The 17928-nt window shown below is 37.2% G+C and carries 18 protein-coding genes and 1 pseudogene; 16 read left to right on the top strand and 3 right to left on the bottom strand.

Annotated elements, in window-relative coordinates:
- The first annotated feature begins 9 nt into the window (after positions 1-9).
- The 9 genes from ACFSFW_RS11150 (at position 10) to ACFSFW_RS11110 (ending at position 9314) form a co-directional block, all read left to right on the top strand.
- Positions 10-1617 carry an N-acyl-D-amino-acid deacylase family protein gene (locus ACFSFW_RS11150; RefSeq protein ID WP_304216930.1) on the top strand — a complete coding sequence of 536 codons (1608 nt, stop codon included), beginning with the start codon at positions 10-12 and terminating at the stop codon, positions 1615-1617.
- Positions 1595-2416: a GNAT family N-acetyltransferase gene (locus tag ACFSFW_RS11145; protein WP_388038149.1), complete on the top strand. Its 822-nt coding sequence runs from the start codon at positions 1595-1597 to the stop codon at positions 2414-2416. Before ACFSFW_RS11150 ends, ACFSFW_RS11145 begins: the two co-directional genes overlap by 23 nt.
- A 70-nt stretch (positions 2417-2486) precedes the next feature.
- On the top strand, positions 2487-3617 hold the full coding sequence (locus tag ACFSFW_RS11140; RefSeq protein WP_388038146.1) for a M20 peptidase aminoacylase family protein: 1131 nt from the start codon (positions 2487-2489) through the stop codon (positions 3615-3617).
- Positions 3618-3653: 36 nt separating this feature from the next.
- Entirely contained in the window at positions 3654-4412 is a 759-nt protein-coding gene (locus tag ACFSFW_RS11135; RefSeq protein ID WP_304216936.1) for a creatininase family protein, read from the top strand.
- Positions 4413-4598: 186 nt separating this feature from the next.
- Complete coding sequence (gene dsdA, locus ACFSFW_RS11130) at positions 4599-5957, top strand: D-serine ammonia-lyase (protein ID WP_388038143.1); 1359 nt, start codon at positions 4599-4601, stop codon at positions 5955-5957.
- Positions 5958-6068: 111 nt separating this feature from the next.
- Positions 6069-7055 (top strand): NAD(P)-dependent alcohol dehydrogenase, encoded by a 987-nt coding sequence (locus tag ACFSFW_RS11125; RefSeq protein ID WP_388038141.1) that lies wholly within the window; start codon positions 6069-6071, stop codon positions 7053-7055.
- A 256-nt stretch (positions 7056-7311) separates the two neighbouring features.
- Positions 7312-7536, top strand: a complete 225-nt coding sequence (locus ACFSFW_RS11120; RefSeq protein WP_388038139.1) for a hypothetical protein — start codon at positions 7312-7314, stop codon at positions 7534-7536.
- An 18-nt stretch (positions 7537-7554) separates the two neighbouring features.
- Positions 7555-8511: a metal-dependent hydrolase gene (locus ACFSFW_RS11115; protein WP_388038136.1), complete on the top strand. Its 957-nt coding sequence runs from the start codon at positions 7555-7557 to the stop codon at positions 8509-8511.
- 335 nt (positions 8512-8846) lie between these two features.
- Positions 8847-9314, top strand: coding sequence for a CBO0543 family protein (locus tag ACFSFW_RS11110; RefSeq protein WP_388038134.1), 468 nt, complete (start codon positions 8847-8849; stop codon positions 9312-9314).
- Between the two features lie 42 nt (positions 9315-9356).
- Here ACFSFW_RS11110 and ACFSFW_RS11105 read toward each other — a convergent pair whose 3' ends face one another.
- On the bottom strand, positions 9357-10427 hold the full coding sequence (locus ACFSFW_RS11105; RefSeq protein WP_388038132.1) for a metal ABC transporter solute-binding protein, Zn/Mn family: 1071 nt from the start codon (positions 10425-10427) through the stop codon (positions 9357-9359).
- A gap of 561 nt (positions 10428-10988) precedes the next feature.
- Here ACFSFW_RS11105 and ehuB point away from each other — a divergent pair.
- The 4 genes from ehuB to ehuA all read left to right on the top strand — a co-directional run bounded on the left by ehuB (position 10989) and on the right by ehuA (position 14308).
- Positions 10989-11897, top strand: a complete 909-nt coding sequence (ehuB, locus tag ACFSFW_RS11100) for an ectoine/hydroxyectoine ABC transporter substrate-binding protein EhuB (protein ID WP_388038129.1) — start codon at positions 10989-10991, stop codon at positions 11895-11897.
- A gap of 266 nt (positions 11898-12163) precedes the next feature.
- Positions 12164-12826: an amino acid ABC transporter permease gene (locus ACFSFW_RS11095; protein ID WP_388038189.1), complete on the top strand. Its 663-nt coding sequence runs from the start codon at positions 12164-12166 to the stop codon at positions 12824-12826.
- Between the two features lie 14 nt (positions 12827-12840).
- The gene (gene ehuD, locus ACFSFW_RS11090) at positions 12841-13545 is read left to right on the top strand and encodes an ectoine/hydroxyectoine ABC transporter permease subunit EhuD (RefSeq protein WP_388038126.1); all 705 of its coding nucleotides are present in this window, start codon (positions 12841-12843) and stop codon (positions 13543-13545) included.
- Positions 13538-14308, top strand: coding sequence for an ectoine/hydroxyectoine ABC transporter ATP-binding protein EhuA (gene ehuA / locus ACFSFW_RS11085; protein ID WP_388038124.1), 771 nt, complete (start codon positions 13538-13540; stop codon positions 14306-14308). Before ehuD ends, ehuA begins: the two co-directional genes overlap by 8 nt.
- A gap of 156 nt (positions 14309-14464) precedes the next feature.
- Here the strand turns inward: ehuA and ACFSFW_RS11080 are convergent, their stop codons facing one another.
- Together ACFSFW_RS11080 and ACFSFW_RS11075 are read right to left on the bottom strand one after the other, a co-directional pair.
- Positions 14465-15454: a DUF3231 family protein gene (locus ACFSFW_RS11080; RefSeq protein WP_304216956.1), complete on the bottom strand. Its 990-nt coding sequence runs from the start codon at positions 15452-15454 to the stop codon at positions 14465-14467.
- Between the two features lie 205 nt (positions 15455-15659).
- A complete protein-coding gene (locus ACFSFW_RS11075; RefSeq protein ID WP_142354043.1) occupies positions 15660-15833 on the bottom strand; it encodes an aspartyl-phosphate phosphatase Spo0E family protein in 174 nt (57 codons plus the stop codon).
- 350 nt (positions 15834-16183) lie between these two features.
- Here ACFSFW_RS11075 and ACFSFW_RS11070 point away from each other — a divergent pair, with 350 nt between their 5' ends.
- The 3 genes and pseudogenes from ACFSFW_RS11070 (at position 16184) to ACFSFW_RS11060 (ending at position 17928) form a co-directional block, all read left to right on the top strand.
- Complete coding sequence (locus tag ACFSFW_RS11070) at positions 16184-16999, top strand: undecaprenyl-diphosphate phosphatase (RefSeq protein WP_388038120.1); 816 nt, start codon at positions 16184-16186, stop codon at positions 16997-16999.
- A 203-nt stretch (positions 17000-17202) separates the two neighbouring features.
- A pseudogene (locus ACFSFW_RS11065) lies at positions 17203-17457 on the top strand (MerR family transcriptional regulator); the annotation flags it as partial.
- Positions 17455-17928: a TipAS antibiotic-recognition domain-containing protein gene (locus ACFSFW_RS11060; RefSeq protein ID WP_388038186.1), complete on the top strand. Its 474-nt coding sequence runs from the start codon at positions 17455-17457 to the stop codon at positions 17926-17928. The pseudogene ACFSFW_RS11065 and the gene ACFSFW_RS11060, both read left to right, overlap by 3 nt.

The following is a 17928-nucleotide window of genomic DNA, read 5'->3' as shown; positions in this document are numbered from 1 at the left end:
GGAATTTACATGTTTGATATTATAATCCGTAACGGTCAAATTTTTGATGGAACTGAAAACCCGTGGACAAAGATGGATCTTGGAATTGTAGACGGAAAGATTACTAGAATTGGTGATTTGAGTCAAGAAAAGGCAGAGACTGAAATTGACGCTAAAGGACTAGCGGTTTCTCCTGGTTTTATTGATACACATGTACATTCTGATTTGCTTTGTACAAAACCAGAGATTCATAAGATTAAAGTTTTGCAAGGTGTGACAACGGAACTGTTTGGTCAAGATGGAATTTCAGTAGCACCAGTATCAGAAGAGACCAAACCCTTATGGCAGAAGCAGTTAAAGGGACTAAACGGAGATATTGGTGATTGGCCATGGAATACAATTGAAGAATACCTTGAGTTTTTAGATAACTCAACTATTGCAGGTAATGCTACATATTTAGTTCCGCATGGTGCAGTAAGAACGCTTGTAATGGGATTTGACGGAAGAGTATCTACAAAAGAAGAAATGGAGAAAATGAGATTACTAGTCGAAGAGGGGATGCGCCAAGGTGCTGTGGGGCTTTCTTCTGGCTTAGTATATCCTCCAAACGTTTTCTCCAATAAAGAGGAACTTATAGAAATTTGCAAAGGTGCTGCTAAATTTGATGGTTGCTTTGTCGTGCATATTCGTAACGAAAGTAATCAGTCCTTAGAAGCTCTGGACGAAGTGATTGATGTAGCAAGGCAGTCTGGAGTTCGTCTACATGTGTCTCATTTTAAGGTTGCGGGGAAAATTAATCGTGATAAGTTTGTCAAAGCCTTAGAGAAAATGGATGAGGGACGTAAAGAGGGAATTGAAATTACGTTTGACCAATATCCGTATACAGCTGGTTCGACAGTATTCCATGCGGTACTTCCACCATGGATGCACTCTGGGGGTACAGCTGAAATGCTTGAAAGATTAAAGGATCCAAGTGTTCGAGAAAAAGTCAAAAAAGATCTAGCTACTAGAGATGATTTTGAGAATTGGTCATTAACGTGTGGTTGGGAAAACATAACAATAACCTCTGTAACGACCGATAAAAACCGTAATTTAGAAGGAAAGAATATGGGGGAGATTGCAGAACTTCGAGGAGTTCACCCTACTGATGCTGCGATGGACATTTTGATAGAAGAAAATGCAGGGGTTACCATGGTTATTCACTGGGGTGACGAAGAGGATGTTATTTACGGCATGCAGCATCCCCTACAAATTGTAGGATCAGACGGTATCTTTGGAGGAAAGCCACATCCAAGATTATATGGTACATATCCAAGAGTTCTTGGAAAATTCGTACGTGAAAAGGGAGCACTTTCATTAGAGCAAGCGATTCGTAAAATGACAGGAGCTCCAGCTCAATTATTAAGATTGAGAGATCGAGGCTTATTAAGAGAAGGATATGCAGCTGATGTCGTTATATTTGATCCCAAAACGGTCATTGATAAAGCAACGTATTCAAGCCCTCTAGAGGAACCAGAAGGCATTTTGCACGTTATCGTAAATGGAAAACTAACTGTAAGTAATGGTCAATATATTGGAACAACCGCTGGTCAAGTTATTCGTCGGGAGCAAACCAATGAGAGCAAAGTTCAGGTGTGAAGTAACGGAAGATATTAGGGAATTACAAGAAACCATTCATCTACAAAAAATGGTATGGGGTGACGATACAGTCACCTCTTTGCCACAAATGGTTGCTGCCATTCACAATGGGGGCGTTGTAGTTGTAGCCAAAAGTATCGATAATCAGAAAATAGTTGGCTTCTGTTATGGTTTTGCAGGCTATGACAACAATACGAAACAAACTCATCTTTGCTCGCATATGATGGCGATTGATCAGGAACATCGGAATCATGGAATTGGGAAAGAATTAAAGCTTATTCAACGTCAATGGGCGATTAAGAATGGTTATAAGAAAATGACCTGGACCTTTGATCCCCTTGAAATTCGTAATGGTTATTTAAATATTTGTAAGCTTGGTGGATATGTAAATACCTATATTCCTGACTATTATGGAAATCTTGAAGATAAATTGAATCGAGGATTACCATCAGACCGGTTCCTTATTGAATGGGAACTAGCTTCTCAACGCGCAGAGATTGCAGCAAGTGGAGATTCTATTTTTGATTACGGTTGGGAGAACTATCCGTCACTACTTCATTGGAGGTTAGAGGATAATCAACCAATCCCAGAAAATGTACAGCCTCTTAGTAACCACAAAGGATTCTTAGTAGCAATTCCTAAAGAAATACAAACGATTAAGAATGAGAACTTTGATATTGTAAAAAAATGGAGAGTAAAAACTCGAAACTTATTTACAATTGCTTTTTTTAATGGATATAAGGTAGTCGGAGTTTTACGGAGTGAAGACCCAGTACACTATTATGTCCTTGAAAAATGATATTTTACAAGTATTGGAAAGGTCTTGAATCAAATTCATAGCTAGTGAGAGTAGGAGAAGGATTTCATTTATGTCTACAATTAAGGAATGGATAGTTGAGAACAAGGAACTAATCGTAAAAACATACAACGATTTACATCAGCTTGCAGAAATAAGTTGGAAGGAATATAAGACAAAAGAATATTTAACAAATCAAATTGAACAACTGGGGTTTTATTATCAAACGTTTCCCGATCACACAGCCATTGTAGTGGAATGGGGTAGTGATGAAGGACCAACTGTTGCTTTACGAGCCGACATGGATGCATTATGGCAGAATGTGAACGGTGACTGGAAAGCTAATCACTCATGTGGTCACGATGCCCATATGACCATGGTGTTACATGCTTTGCGCTGCTTAAAGGAAATAGGTTTTTCTCCCAAAGGGAAACTAAAGGTCATTTTTCAACCTGCAGAAGAGTCTGGTAAAGGAGCAGTTGCCTTAGTAGAGGATGGTGTAGTAGACGATGTCAGCTATTTGCTAGGCATCCATGTCCGACCAAAGATTGAAATGTCCTATGGACAGGTTTCAGCTGCGATTTATCATGGAGCGACAACTCTATTAAGAGGTACTGTTAAGGGGGTTCAAGCTCATGGTTCTAGGCCGAATATGGGCATAAATGTAGTGGACTCTATTGCAGCGATTGTGAATGCAGTAAACGCAGTTAAAGTTGACCCAACGATAGCAAGTTCTGTAAAGGTTACACAAATTAACGCGGGAGGGGATAATGTAAATATTATTCCTGACGAAGCTACTTTTGGAATCGATGTTAGAGCACAGACAAATGAAGCAATGAAAGAATTGGTACCAAGAGTCATAAAAGCTATAACATCAGCAGGGTCTGCAAACGGTTCAGAGGTAGACGTTCAAATTGCTGCGAGTATGGTAGCTGCTAATCCTAATTCCTATATGGAACAGGTTGTAAAAGAGGCAGTTGTCGAACAGCTAGGGGATGCGGCTTTTGTTTCTCCTCCTATAACTCCTGGTGGAGAAGACTTTCATTTTTACACAAAAGAGAAAAATGAATTGCAAGCTACGTTGGTTGGACTCGGGACAGACTTAGAACCAGGATTACATCATCCAAATATGACATTTAATCTTAACGCTCTAGAAAACGGAGTTGCCGTATTAGCGGGAGCGGCGGTTAAACTCTTTAAGTAAGGTACGAAAGAAAATTGTCTATATGGGGGTGTAAACTTGTATAAATGGAATGAAATGACGAGAGATGATTTCAATAAAATAGCGGAAGAAGCGATTGTCATTCTGCCTATTGGAGCGGTTGAACAGCATGGACCTCATCTTCCAGTCATGACGGACGTAGCGATTGTAAATGAGATTGCAAGAAAAAGTGGAGAAAAAACAGCAAAACAAGAACCGGTAGTACTTGGACCAACTATTCCATTTGGTTTTTCCCATCATCATCTTATATACCCTGGTACTCTCTCTTTAAGTTCTAATACGTTGTTACTCGTATTAAAAGAACTTCTTGAAAGTGTAGTAAAAAGTGGCTTTAAGAAGATGTTTATCATTAACGGTCATGGTGGTAATGATGAAATTATTCAACTAGCCGCCCGAAATGCCGCAGTGGATTATAATGTAACGGTGGGGGCAGCATCTTACTGGTCAATCGCCTCGGACACTATTAAAAACTATTGTGAGAAACATCACTTATCACCTGCACCAGGTCATGCTGGGCAATTTGAAACATCGCTAATGTTAGTCATTTATCCCGAATTGGTTAAATTAGCGAAACTAGTAAATGCAAATCCAAGGCGCAATCCTTTGGAAATCGATTTACTCTCTTCTAATGTGAGGATCGAAAAACCTTCTGTTTGGAAGGACATCGATGGATTTACCGATGATCCTGATTCTGCATTTGCGGAGCGGGGTAAAGAACTAATCGAACTCATTACAGATGAAGTGGCTAGATGTCTTATTGAGTTTGGTAAGTTGTAAATATCGGATTCAATATGATGCCATCTATTTTGAGTTAGGCCTGGTTCCCATGGAGTAAGATTACACCTCTTGGGCCAGGCCTATTTATATAGGTAAAGGTACATTTTTACTAAAAATAGATTAGTAAAGTAAATACATTCTGTTACTCTATACATATATAGACACTATTATCAAAGGGGTGCTGAGATGGATACGATTTTAGGCAAAACAATAGACGAATGGATACAGAACTATCCATTACTAGAAAAACTCATGTTAACTGAGGAGGTTTTTTGGAACAATCCGAAGTACATAGATTTTGAAAGAGCTATTCAACGTGTTTCTTTAGGAATCGAGGATGTCCATGATGCGGAGGAAAGGCTCATGAGGTTTTCACCTTATCTTGCAAGTGCTTTTCCAGAAACAAGGGAAATGAATGGAATAATCGAATCGCCCCTAAAAGAAATTCCTACTATGCAGCGCTCACTTGAGAAGTTATCTACTGAAATGATAGAGGGGAAATTGTTTTTAAAATGTGATAGTCATCTACCGATTTCTGGGTCGATTAAAGCAAGAGGCGGTATTTATGAGGTGTTAACGCATGCAGAAGATTTAGCCATTCAAAATAAGCTATTATCAACGGAAGATGATTATAGCAAACTCGACAGTAATGCATTCAGACATTTCTTCTCCAAGTATTCGATTGTTGTGGGTTCTACCGGGAATTTAGGGTTAAGTATTGGAATTATGAGTGCTAAGCTAGGATTTAACGTAACGGTTCATATGTCAGTCGATGCAAAGCAATGGAAAAAAGACCTGCTCCGGAGTAAGGGTGTAACCGTAGTCGAACACGAATTGGACTATAGTGTTGCAGTTGAACAGGGTAGAAAACAATCTCAGGAAGATCCGAATAGCTATTTTATTGATGATGAAAATTCGACCAATTTATTCTTAGGGTATGCCGTCGCAGCATCCAGATTGCAAAAACAACTTGAGGGGATGAATATTACCATCGATGAAAATCATCCATTGTTTGTGTACCTTCCTTGTGGAGTTGGTGGCGGGCCAGGAGGTGTGGCTTTTGGTCTAAAGCTACTCTTCAAAAATCATGTCCACTGTTTTTTTGCCGAACCGACGCATTCCCCTTGTATGTTACTTGGCTTATTAACCGAGCAGCATGATAAGATTTCAGTCCAAGATTTTGGGATTGATAACAAAACGGCTGCGGATGGCTTAGCTGTTGGTAGGCCATCGGGCTTTGTTGGCCAAACATTGGAGCAGTTAATTAGTGGGGTCTATACGGTGGAAGACAACCAGTTATTTGCTTATCTTAGTATGTTGGCTCAAACAGAAAATATCTACTTAGAACCGTCTGCACTTGCAGGAATTGCTGGCCCAGCTCGATTATTTGCTGAACCACAAGGCAGACTTTATATCAATCAACATAACTTAACAGTAAAAATGAAGGATGCCGTTCATATATCATGGGGAACAGGAGGCAGCATGGTTCCAAAAGAAATCATGGATTCTTATGTAGAAGCAGGGGTAAAGGTGCTAAATCCGTAAACCATCAAAACGAATCTATAGAAGTCTAGGAATAGTGTCGTAGATCTATTGGTCTATAAATTTGTAATATTCGTATGATAATAAGGAATCTTACAAATTTGAGGTGGATGAATGAAAGCAATTGTATACAAAAATTACGGTTCCCCGGAAGTTCTTCAACTAAAAGAGGTAGAAAAACCTGTGCCGAAAGAAAATGAAATTTTGGTAAAAGTAAAAGCAACGACCGTAACAGTAGCAGATATAAGGTCACGTAGTTTTACAGTTCCTCCTACATTTTGGCTACCTGCTCGTATATCACTAGGAATTAGACATCCCAAAAAAAAGATATTAGGGACAGAGTTAGCTGGAGAAGTTGATTCAGTTGGAAAAGCGGTTAAAAGGTTTAAGAAAGGTGACCAGGTTTTTGCAGCATCTCTAACGGGATTTGGTACTTATGCAGAATACAAGTGCTTACCAGAAGAGGGACCGGTATCGATTATGCCTACTAACATAACGTATGCAGAGGCTGCAGCCCTTCCAATAGGAGCTCGAACGGCATTGTTTTTTCTTAGAAAAGCTCAAATTCAGACCGGAGAAAGGGTTCTAATCTATGGTGCCTCAGGAAGTGTAGGTAGTTATGCCGTTCAGATTGCCAAGTATTTTGGAGCATATGTGACAGGTGTTTGCAGTAAAAAAAATGTGGAACTGGTAAAATCTCTAGGGGCCGATAAGGTGATTGATTATACATCAGAAGATTTTACTAAAACCGACGAGATGTATGATGTGATTTTTGAAGCAGTAAACAAGAGCTCTTTTTCAGATTGTATGAAAGTGTTAAAGAAGGGCGGTACCTATATTAATGTGACCGAACCGCTACCAAGTGTTCAAATGCTATGGGAGAAATTGACAAGAGGTAAGAAGTTTATAATGAGTCGAAATTCACCAGAAACTTCAGAAGCATTACACTTCCTTAAAGAACTTGTTGAGAAAGGGGAGGTAAAAGTCGTTATTGATCGGACTTATGAGTTCGATGAGATTGTTGAAGCTCATCAATATGTTGAGGAAGGTCACAAGAGGGGAAATGTAGTCATCAATGTGGAATCTGCAAACCATTCCTAGTTGGCCAATGATGTGTCCTGTAATGGCCTATCCAAAATAATACTATATGAAAAAGCATTACATAAGAGAAATAAGAAGTGGGCATTAATGTACTTTTAATACAAGCACCATTAATCCTATATAAATGAAATATTTCTTTCAAACCATTTTAACAGTCCCTTAATATTCACTTACTACAATGAGGTAGATAAGTGAAAATTAAGGGGCTTTTTATTTGTGGAATAAAAATACCCTAAAACTTAAGGAGGCAAGGGAAATGCCAAAGTTTGTATTCTTAAACACGAATTTTAGTAATGAACATTTTCAAATTGCTGAAGCAATCAACGAACAAATCCAATTTGAAAGCCACCCCAATGCTGTCATAAGAGACATCTATCAAGAGACAAAAACCCACATTCATGAATATAAGAAAAAATTATATATAAAATGCTACACAACAGGAGGCAGTCAGTACTATCAACATTTTCACTATCAGCAATAAAAAAGGGAGGAAACTATTTTGGATACTGCGACACATATTATGACGGGCGTGGGATTAGCGGGTTTGTCCTTTCTTGATCCGACCGTTGCTCATCATCCAGAAATACTCTCATCTATCGTTTTTTGTACGGTTGTAGGATCGAATGCTCCTGACGTAGATGTCATTCATAAATTTAGAGGGAATGAGATCTATGTTCAAAAGCATCGAGGCTATAGTCATTCGATCCCTGCACAAGGTTTTCTGATCCTTGGTATTGCAGGTGTTGCCACGATTGCTAATGGAGGATTGTACTTTTCCACCTTCTTGTTTTGGTCCTTTTTAGCCGTCCTACTACATGTATTATCCGATATCTGTAATATTTATGGAACACAAGCCTTACGACCATGGAATAACAAATGGATTGCGTTAAATATTCTACCTATCTTTGATCCTTTTATTATGCTCCTTCATATACTTGGTACGGTTTTATGGATCATTGGATTACCACCTGGAATTATGTTTTTATCTGTTTATATTCTTGTGTTGTTCTATATTTTGCTCCGTTACGTCATACAACAAAAGTTGAAAAAACAACTGCTATCCTATAGTAGTTCCGGCGTATCCTATACGCTAATCCCAATGTTCCGCATCAATCACTGGGGGATTATTGCCAGTTTTAATGATCGCTATAAGCTTGGAAAATATGAAAATAATCGTATTACTTGGTCAAAAGATCTAGTGAAGGCGAATAAAAAAAATAAAATTATCTCTGCAACACATAAAGATACCTTTGTTCATTTTTTAAGAAAACATTCCGAGTACGTTCATGCCAACATTATCGAAAAAATGGATGGGTATGAGGTACATTGGTATGATCTTCGCTATCAGTCTAGATTGGATGAACCTTATGTGGCTATTATCAAATTAGATCGAAAGCTTAATTTTGTTAAAAGTGAAGTGAAACGAGGATTCATTACAGTTATAGAAAAAGCATGATTATAGTCCATCTATAAAAATTTCCCCCTATAAAAGAACTAAGGGTCATATAGTAGTAGAGATAGTCAAATACTTAAAGGGCATTACTGGAACAACGGTAATGCTTTTCTTTTTTACATAAATCAGGAGTGAAGTCCCATATATTCCCTTTTTATATGAATATAGTAAAAAAGTTATATTTTATATAGTAATTTTGCCTAATTTCTATAGACAAGCACTAAAAGTATAGCTAATATGAATCTTAGAATATAAAGAAGATTGAGATTATTTGAGCAAAAACACCTAGTATATGTACACCTTTAATGATCTTGCTCTAGAAAAAGGGTGAGGTATACATGCTAGAAATAATTATTCTTTTATCTTCATGGATAATAGGAATCTTATTATTTTGTTTTTTAGTGCCAGTTTCAAAGTTTCGCTTAGCCATTTTAGGCTTTCTTATTATGCAAATGATCACATGGCCATTAGGCTTTCTTGTATCCGAGTTTAATTTGATCAGTTATCCAGTTCGCCTTTTTGATGATGCCGCTCGTACAAGTTTTACATTTGAGTACTTTGCGTTTCCAATCGTTGGTGCTATGTATAATTTATATTATCCACGAAAATCGAAATTAATGGGACTTTTATTTACTAGTATAATCGTTTCTTTATTAACAGGTATAGAAGTGATAATTGAAAGATACACAGATAACATTGAATATGTAAATTGGAGATGGTACTGGAGTTGGATTTCTATGTTTATTACTTTATATATATCGTTGGGGATATGGAAATGGTTTATCAAAAAAAGGGATGATAAGTAGGTTTAAATAGCATAAGTCCCAAAGGACCTATGCTATTTTTGATTAATGTAAAGCTTTTTTCAATGTTTCAAGATTTTGTCTCATAATGCTAAAATAATCAGCACTGTTTTTAATATCCTCTTCTGTAGCTGATTCCAGGTTATGAAGAGTTAGAGCTTCTGCGTTGATTTCTTTTTTTACCATTTCAGAAACTTTTGAAGTGAGATTTTGCTCAAACAATACAAACTTGATGTTATGTTCTTTTGCTAGGTTGATAATATGTGTTAAATCCTTTTGAGTAGGCTCATTTGTGGGTGATAATCCAGAAACACTTATTTGTTTAATACCATACCTAGATTCCCAATATCCGTAAGCTGCATGAGATACTACTATCTCTTTTCTAGAAGACTCGTTCACAACATCCATGAATTCTTGATCTAATGCATGCAAGTTTTTAACTAGTTCATCAAAGTTTTTTTCAAAGTCTTTTTTAGCCTCTGGTTTTAATTCCTCAAGAGTATGTAGAATATGTTCAGCCAACTCTACAGCTAAAAGAGGATCTAACCAAACATGTGGATCAACGTCCCCATGATGATGGTGATCTTCCGTACCTGATTCACTATCAACTTGCCCCTCGTGTTCATCATGGCTGTGGCTTTCCTTGATATTCGAGTCAGATTGATGGGGGTCTTGTTCAGTTTTAGTTATGTCCTCATCAAGATGTTCTTCGTGTTCTCCCTGTGCACTCGCAAGTTCCATATCTCCTGTAGCCTTCACCAGCTGCACCTTTTCATTTTGCAATGTTTTAATGGCTGCATCAATGAAGCCTTCTACTCCTGCACCCACATAAATAAGAGCATCTGCTTCCGCAATCCCTACCATTGTTTTGGTAGTAGGTTCGAATGTGTGAGCGTCAGCACCTGTAGGGAACACACTTACAACTTCTACATGTTCACCACCAATTTTTTCTGTGAAATCCTGTAATGGAAAAACTGTAGTATAGATTTTTAGACGGTCAGAAGGTGTAGGGGTGTTCTTAGCTTCAGATGTACTCGTTTTGTTTTCTGAAACACACCCAAATAACAATGTGGTTGCCAATAAAACGAAAAATGCAATGATGTGTTTAATTTTCATCAATTTCCCTCTCAATCATAATCATTCCGATTTACTCGGTATATGTAAAGTGTATATCGTAATCATTCCGATTATGTAACCAAAAAAATTTAATGTTCATGTACTTGGCGCATTTTTTAGTCTCTTTGATTTAGATAAATCGTAATGATTTCGTTTTACTTAAACAATATTACGATAGAACATAAAAACTTTCAAGTAAAATTTTTAGAGTGGTATCAAATTTCTACAAGAATAGGAGAGTCATTACCTTTTCTACTAATTGATAGAGGCTAGTACACGTCATCTGTCCCACTGGTTATCAATTTTGGAGCATTTGATACCATTTATGAATCTAAAGGAGCATGTTTACATAATCAACTAGTCAGCAGGCCATAACATGTATAATCCCAATATATCCCGAATTATCCAAAAATATGGCATTTGAGCAATTATTCAAAAAAGATATACAATTTTATATGACAACATTGTTCGTGGTACTTTCGTTTCAAAAATCTTTTTTGAAAAAAGTATTACCAAATACAATCTTTTCTAGAATAAAAAACTCAGGGGGTATTTAGGTACATGAAAAAACGACTATTAATATTATTTTTAGTACTCGTCATGGGAATCATGACAGCTTGTGGATCAGGTCAGGAAGCAGGTGGGTCATCTGACGGAGGAAAGTCTAGTAGTGATTCTTCAAGTTTACTAGATGAGCTGAAAGAAAAAGGAACCGTTAGAATTGGTTTTTCAAATGAACCACCATATGCCTATCAAGATGCTAAAACGGGCGAATTAAAAGGAGCAGCCGTTGAGATTGCTACAAAGGTCTTTAACAATTTGGGAATTGAAAATGTAGAAGGTCAAATTGCAGAGTGGAATCAACTCATTCCAGGAGTAAAAGCTGGCAAGTTTGATGTAATCACAGCAGGAATGGCGATTTTACCGGAACGTGCTGAACAAGTGCAATTTGGAGAACCAGAAATTCAATATGGTGAAGGTTTAATTGTTGAAAAAGGAAATCCATTAGATCTACATAGTTACACGGATATTGCTAATAATCCTGATGTGATTGTCGCTGTCATGTCTGGGACAACTGAAATAGAGTTTTTAACAGAGATGGGTGTTAGTGAAGACCAAATTCTTGAGGTTGCTGACATTCCAGCCACATTCTCTGCTGTGCAATCAGGTCGAGCTCAAGCGACAACAGGGACAGAAATGACGGTAAAAATGGCCTTAGAATCTTCTGATCAAAATGCATTAGAATTTGTGGAAGATTTTGAGCAACCTGATATCAAAGGTGTACCAAGCTATGGTGCTGCTGGTTTTGCCAAAGGTAACGATGAACTCATAGAAGCGTATAATGCAGAACTGAAAAAGCTTAAAGAAAGTGGAGAGATTCTTGATCTCATTACCCCATCTGGTTTTGGAGAAGGCAACATTGTTCCAAACGATTTAACAACGGAGCAAGTGATCGAAAGTTTAAAATAACACTGGGAAAAGATAGACAGGTCTCCCAAATGGGGGATCTGTTTTTTAGTGGATTTTGTGGTTTAAATCAAGATTTGGATAGTTAAAGCGGGATTTTGAATAATAACACACAATTCTGTGTTTATAGCGCAATTACGCGAAATAAAACGCAAATCGGAGGGTTAACGCGCAATTCCGTGAAATAAAACGTAATTCTGATGATTATAACTCAATTCCATAAAATAACACGCAATTCTATAGGTTTAATCAAAAAAGAGGTGAGTCCAATTAGTCAAATAGGTGAGATCTTCTCAATTTTACTTCAAGGTCTAAATATTACGATTACGATATTAGTTACATCCGCATTTTTCTCCTTTCTAGTTGCTTTTTTAGCGGGATTTGGTCGATTATCGAAGAATATCTTTATCCGAAAATTTACGGGTTTTTTCGTCGAAATTTTCCGGGGCACTTCTTTAATCATTCAATTGTTTTGGTTTTTCTATGCACTGCCAATTTTGTTTGGAATTGAATTAGGTTCTGAATTTTGGGCTTGTGTGATTGCCATTTCAATGAACTATGGTGCCTATATGTCGGAGACCGTTCGTGGTTCGATACTCTCCGTTTCACACGGACAAACAGAGGCAGCGGTTGCTCTCAATATGTCACGGTTTCAGCGGATGAGAATTGTGATTTTACCGCAAGCAGTACGGATGATGCTTCCGGAATTCGGTAATTATTTGATACAAATGTTAAAGGCAACTTCACTTATATCACTCGTAGGCTTGGCTGATATTGTGTATAAAGGCCAACTTTATACAAATACCAATCTTTCTTCAACGCCTACCGTCTACTTACTAATTCTTGTATTCTACTTTATTATCGCCTTACCTTTAATTGGTTTAACTAAGTGGGCGGAAAAACAATCATCGAGGGGAGTGGCAAGTGAATAATGTGGGATTGGAATATGTTTTTTGGATCACTTCCGATGATATTTAAAGGGCTGTGGGTGACCCTTGGGGTAACAATTGCTTGTTATCTTTTTGCGATGGTGTTTGGTTTTGCCTGGGTTGTTCTAAAACGAATTCCATTTAAACCTTTTCAGTGGGTTGTGTCATTTGTGCTTGAATTTATTCGCTCGACACCGCCACTTGTGCAATTGTTTTTCTTGTTTTTTGGGTTACCAATGGTTCCATATGTTGGCGTGAGCTTAAGTCCATTCACGGTTGCGGTGCTAGGACTTGGTGTTCACTATAGTACATATATATCTGAAATCTATCGATCTGGTATTCAATCTGTTGATAAAGGGCAATGGGAAGCCTCAATCGCTTTAAATATGTCTGTGAAGGATAGATGGACAAAAGTCATTCTTCCGCAGGCGATTCCTCCGACTATCCCGATGCTAGGGAATTATTTAATCATCATGTTCAAAGAGGTCCCTTTGACATCGACCGTTGGGGTTGCTGGGATGTTGCTTATGGCGGATAAATTCGGTGCGAGAAATTGGGCTTATTTAGAACCTTATACATTAGTAGCTATTTTCTTCCTGCTATTAAGTTATCCATCAGCAATCTTAATCAAAAAATTAGAAAACAAGATGAACCGACGATTTGATAAGAAAGATCCAACAGGAGCTAAGAATTTAAAAAAGGGAGTGGCAATCGATGGCTGAGCCGATTGTAACATATAAAAATGTGACGAAATCTTTCGATGAGGTAGATGTCTTAAAAGGAATTAACTTAGATATCGCACCAGCTGAAAAGATTGCACTAATCGGACCGAGTGGGTCTGGTAAAACGACGATTATTCGGTTATTAATGACATTGGAGGAACCAACTTCAGGGGTCATCGAGGTGAATGGTCAAAACCTCTGGCTGATGGAGAAAAAAGGTGAATTAGTTAAAGCCAATGAAAAGCACTTAAGACAGATTAGAGGGGATATCGGGATGGTATTCCAGCACTTTAATTTGTTTCCGCATATGACCATCTTAGAAAATTGTATGACAGGTCCCATTAATGTGAAGGGCCAATCTAAGGAAGAAGCTAAGAGGAATTCAATCGAAATGTTAGAAAAGGTTGGATTAGGTGATAAATTAGAAAATTATCCAAATCAGCTTTCAGGTGGTCAAAAACAACGAGTAGCGATGGCACGCGCGCTCGTCATGCGTCCAAAAGTAATGCTTTTTGATGAAGTAACCTCAGCCCTTGATCCAGAGCTAGTTGGTGAAGTTCTAGAAGTAATCCGTGAAATCGCCAAAGAAGGAGAAATGGCAATGGTTCTCGTCACACACGAAATGGATTTCGCACGAGACGTCGCCGACCGAATTATTTTCTTAGAAAACGGCGTAATCTCCGAACAAGGAACACCAGAAGAAGTACTAGAAAACACCGAAAGCGAACGCCTTCAACAATTCCTAAGCCGCTTCCGGTCATGAAATGGGTCAAGGGGACAGGTCCCTTGTCCCAGAGTCTGAGGGACCTGTCCACTGTTCCTATTCCAAACGAAAAAGCGGCCCGAGAAGTATTTATTCTTTTCTCGCGCTGCTTAACTATTTTGTGGGTTTTTAAGACATGTCTCTCTGACTTTTCTATCATATGGAATCAGGTTGTTTTTCTAGCCACCCATGCTTCACCATAATATTGTAGACTAAGGCACCAGCCTGCATCGCATGGGTAAATACTCTACTATAATTTAGGGTTATATCAGGTCTGAAGCTAGAACCTAATGATGCACCATAATACGACAGGCCAGCATCTACTAAAAAACCTGCATGAAACATGATTAATTTGTCAGAGAATGGACTAACTGTAGAATTGGTGATCTCTGCATCCCATTTCTCCGGTATCGCCAAATGATCTTGTTTTAATATCGCATCAAAGCTATCAGCATCTTTCCCCGCTAATTGAACGTTTTTTAACATAAATTCCCGAACATCTTCCCGTACCGCTACCTGGCTAAAAGCCAAACTTAATGACCGTATAAAGCCAGTTTTCGTCGAATTAAAGAAAAGGGTGCTAATTTCTGAACTAAATAATGGTCTTTTGTCTCCGATTAAATTAGATATGAATCCTGGTGTTTTTATAAAATCCGTTCCAACAGGTGAAGGAATGGATGGGACACTTTTAAATTTTGGCTGGTTTTTAGCGAGTTTCACAATTTGTTGAAACAAATCTTTAGCTGAGCTACTACAATCGAAAAAATAATCTTGGATGTCTTGTCGTTCAGTATTTGTAACGGCTAAGGTATATGCAGTCATCCCATGTATCGTCATAATATAGGAGTAAAAAAGTAAAAATTCGTCAGAAAATAGACGAGGGGCATTCACATTTACGTCGCTCTCTGTAAATCCAATTGGGATTTGGAAATCGGCACTATTCAAAAATTCAGTGATTTTACTAATATGTGTCTCAGATAACTGTAATGAGGTTACTAAAATCGATTCAATCTCTTTATCTTCAACAATGTTAAGAAAATACTTATACACACAAATAGCCATACTATCACCTAAATACTGAAGCCAAAGGGCAGAAACTTCAGCAGCTGTTAAGGGTTTTTTCTTGCCTTTCTTAAAAAAATCCAAAGGAGATACCTCCAATTTTCAATAATTGCGCATGAATTTATTTTATGGCATTAGCATGGAAGTATACTATTTCCTTTATTTTATTTCGAAATGGAAGTTTTTGATGAAGTAAAATAAGATCCTTGGTTATATTCTAGTTGAGGAAAAGAAGTGGTGTCACAATTGAATGACATTTGTTAGCAGAAGTAGGACACCTTCGTGGATATTAATTTTTATAATTATTAAAAGCATTTAATAGTTTATCGAGTTCTTGACTACATTTAATTGTCTCTCTATTTAACAGGCCATTCGAGCTAGCAAGACGAATCATTTCATCCCTTTTTCGAACGATTGATATAATAATAGATTCCCGATTAAACTGTGTATTTTCCTGTAACAATTTTTACACCTCTTTATTCATTTAACGCTTCAAAAAACAAATACAAACACTATTATGCAAATTTTTTTACATAAAGAAAAGACCTTCGACAAAATAAGTCAAAAGAAGATAAAAAAGTATGTGACAAAAATGTGAAAAATATAACTATCACTTTACATAAAGAAATATATTCAATTAGTTGATAGAGAAATGGAGGGGGCTAATTTCAATTCAATAACTAACGTGACAAAAATGTTAGATTAGTCCGCCAAATTGTAAGATTAGTCGATGGTTTTTCTCATTTAAGTATACTATATTTAAGGATAGGTCCAATTGCGTTGACCTATTAATCGTTTTATAAGGAGGTAACAATGGGGGAACTGGATATTATATTAATAATCAAAATGATTATTGTTGGGCTCGTTCAAGGTTTTACAGAACCAATTCCGGTGTCATCTAGTGGGCACGTCATGATTGCTAGTGAAATCTTGGGGCTTGGTGAACAAGGATTTACTTTTGCTATCTTAACAAATACAGCGTCACTGTTTGCAATTCTTTTTATTTATCGAAAAGATATTGCAAGACTTGCAGTACATTCATTTCGTTATTTGAAGACGAAGGAACTTCGTTATAAGAGTGACTTTCGTTTTGTTTTCTTTATCGTCATAGGCACAATTCCAGCAGGTGTTCTTGGGATATTATTAAGTGACTTTATTGCAGAAAATGTGAGCATGACAACGATTGCGTTGATGCTTTTCGTCACAGGAATTGCCTTGTGGTTAATTCGCAATATGAAAGGTAATAAAGGCGAAAGTGATCTTACAATCAAGGATGCTTTCATTGTGGGATTGGGGCAGGCTGTCGCATTAACACCAGGTATCAGTCGTTCAGGTGCAACCATTATTTCAGCAGTTGCTGTTGGAATGAAACCAGATACGGCACTTCGATTTTCATTTATGTTGTATATTCCCGTGAGCCTCGGCGGAGTGATTCTAGGTCTTTCTGATTTTCTAAGCGAACCCAATAAAGCAGACTTAGCCATACCGTATTTAGCTGCATTTATAGCAACACTTTTCATGACCTATATTGCCTTGAAGTGGTTTATGGGAATAATGAAAAGTGGGAAGCTATCTTATTTTACATATTATTGTTTCACAGTGGGAGCATTACTTCTCATTTTCTTCTAATGTAAGTACTTTTTAAACGAACGGTGCGATAATCCATCAAGGGTTATCGCTTTTTTTGTTGAAGATATCTATTTAAGCTGTTCCTAGGATGAAAAGTACAAGTAATAAAAAAATTTTAAAAAAGGTCTTGAACCTGACGTAATGTTAGGTTCTATACTTAACTTGTCGACAATAATAGTTCGTACGAATTGGAGGGGATGAGGATGGACAAAAGCACTTGGAAAATAGGTGAGTTAGCAAAACTAACTGGACTTACAGTTCGAACATTACACCATTATGACCAAATTGGATTATTGCCTGTATCAAAAGTTTCAGATTCTGGACACAGAATCTATTCCGAAAGTGATATACAGAAATTACAACAAATTATTTCATTAAAACAATTGGGATTTTCTTTAGAAGAAATCAAAGAAATTATGGAAAAACAAAGCTTAAATCGTGTTCAAGTTATTGGTATGCAATTACAAAAAGTGAAGAAACAAATAGAAATACATGAGGAACTTTACGCAAGATTAGAAAACATTTATACGTTAATGAACTCCCAACAAGATGTAAGCGCAAACCAACTAATTAAATTTATTGAGGTGAACAATATGGTAGAAAACTATTTCTCCAAAGATCAACTAGATAAAATGAGAAGTCAAACGGATAAAATTAGTGGCGAAGATATGGAACTAATTGAAAATCAATGGTCTAAACTAATCGCAGATATAAGGGGAGAATTAGAAAATAATACTCCACCTGAAAACCCAAGAGTCGTGGAATTAGTTGAAAAATGGAAGTCGTTAATTGACAAGTTTACTGCTGGTGACCAAGGAATTGTAGAGTCGGCGGAACGCTTCCACTCTGAGAACCCAAATAATCCTTTGCAATATGGGATGGATAGGGACCTATACAAGTATATTCAAGAAGCAATGTCTAAGATTTAA

This window comes from Ferdinandcohnia salidurans (genome assembly GCF_042680725.1).
Taxonomy (GTDB): Bacteria; Bacillota; Bacilli; order Bacillales; family Bacillaceae_L; genus Ferdinandcohnia; species Ferdinandcohnia salidurans.
Note: the sequence above shows the minus strand (reverse complement) of the source record. Positions and strands in the feature narration are given on the sequence as shown.

Excerpts from the sequence above, each read along its gene's own strand:
- ACFSFW_RS11150 (WP_304216930.1), top strand. The coding sequence starts at position 10 with ATGTTTGATATTATAATCCGTAACGGTCAAATTTTTGATGGAACTGAA.
- ACFSFW_RS11145 (WP_388038149.1), top strand. The coding sequence starts at position 1,595 with ATGAGAGCAAAGTTCAGGTGTGAAGTAACGGAAGATATTAGGGAATTA.
- ACFSFW_RS11140 (WP_388038146.1), top strand. The coding sequence starts at position 2,487 with ATGTCTACAATTAAGGAATGGATAGTTGAGAACAAGGAACTAATCGTA.
- dsdA (WP_388038143.1), top strand. The coding sequence starts at position 4,599 with ATGGATACGATTTTAGGCAAAACAATAGACGAATGGATACAGAACTAT.
- ACFSFW_RS11125 (WP_388038141.1), top strand. The coding sequence starts at position 6,069 with ATGAAAGCAATTGTATACAAAAATTACGGTTCCCCGGAAGTTCTTCAA.
- ACFSFW_RS11120 (WP_388038139.1), top strand. The coding sequence starts at position 7,312 with ATGCCAAAGTTTGTATTCTTAAACACGAATTTTAGTAATGAACATTTT.
- ACFSFW_RS11110 (WP_388038134.1), top strand. The coding sequence starts at position 8,847 with ATGCTAGAAATAATTATTCTTTTATCTTCATGGATAATAGGAATCTTA.
- ACFSFW_RS11105 (WP_388038132.1), bottom strand. The coding sequence starts at position 10,427 with ATGAAAATTAAACACATCATTGCATTTTTCGTTTTATTGGCAACCACA.
- ehuB (WP_388038129.1), top strand. The coding sequence starts at position 10,989 with ATGAAAAAACGACTATTAATATTATTTTTAGTACTCGTCATGGGAATC.
- ehuD (WP_388038126.1), top strand. The coding sequence starts at position 12,841 with ATGTTTTTTGGATCACTTCCGATGATATTTAAAGGGCTGTGGGTGACC.
- ehuA (WP_388038124.1), top strand. The coding sequence starts at position 13,538 with ATGGCTGAGCCGATTGTAACATATAAAAATGTGACGAAATCTTTCGAT.
- ACFSFW_RS11070 (WP_388038120.1), top strand. The coding sequence starts at position 16,184 with ATGGGGGAACTGGATATTATATTAATAATCAAAATGATTATTGTTGGG.
- ACFSFW_RS11060 (WP_388038186.1), top strand. The coding sequence starts at position 17,455 with ATGCAATTACAAAAAGTGAAGAAACAAATAGAAATACATGAGGAACTT.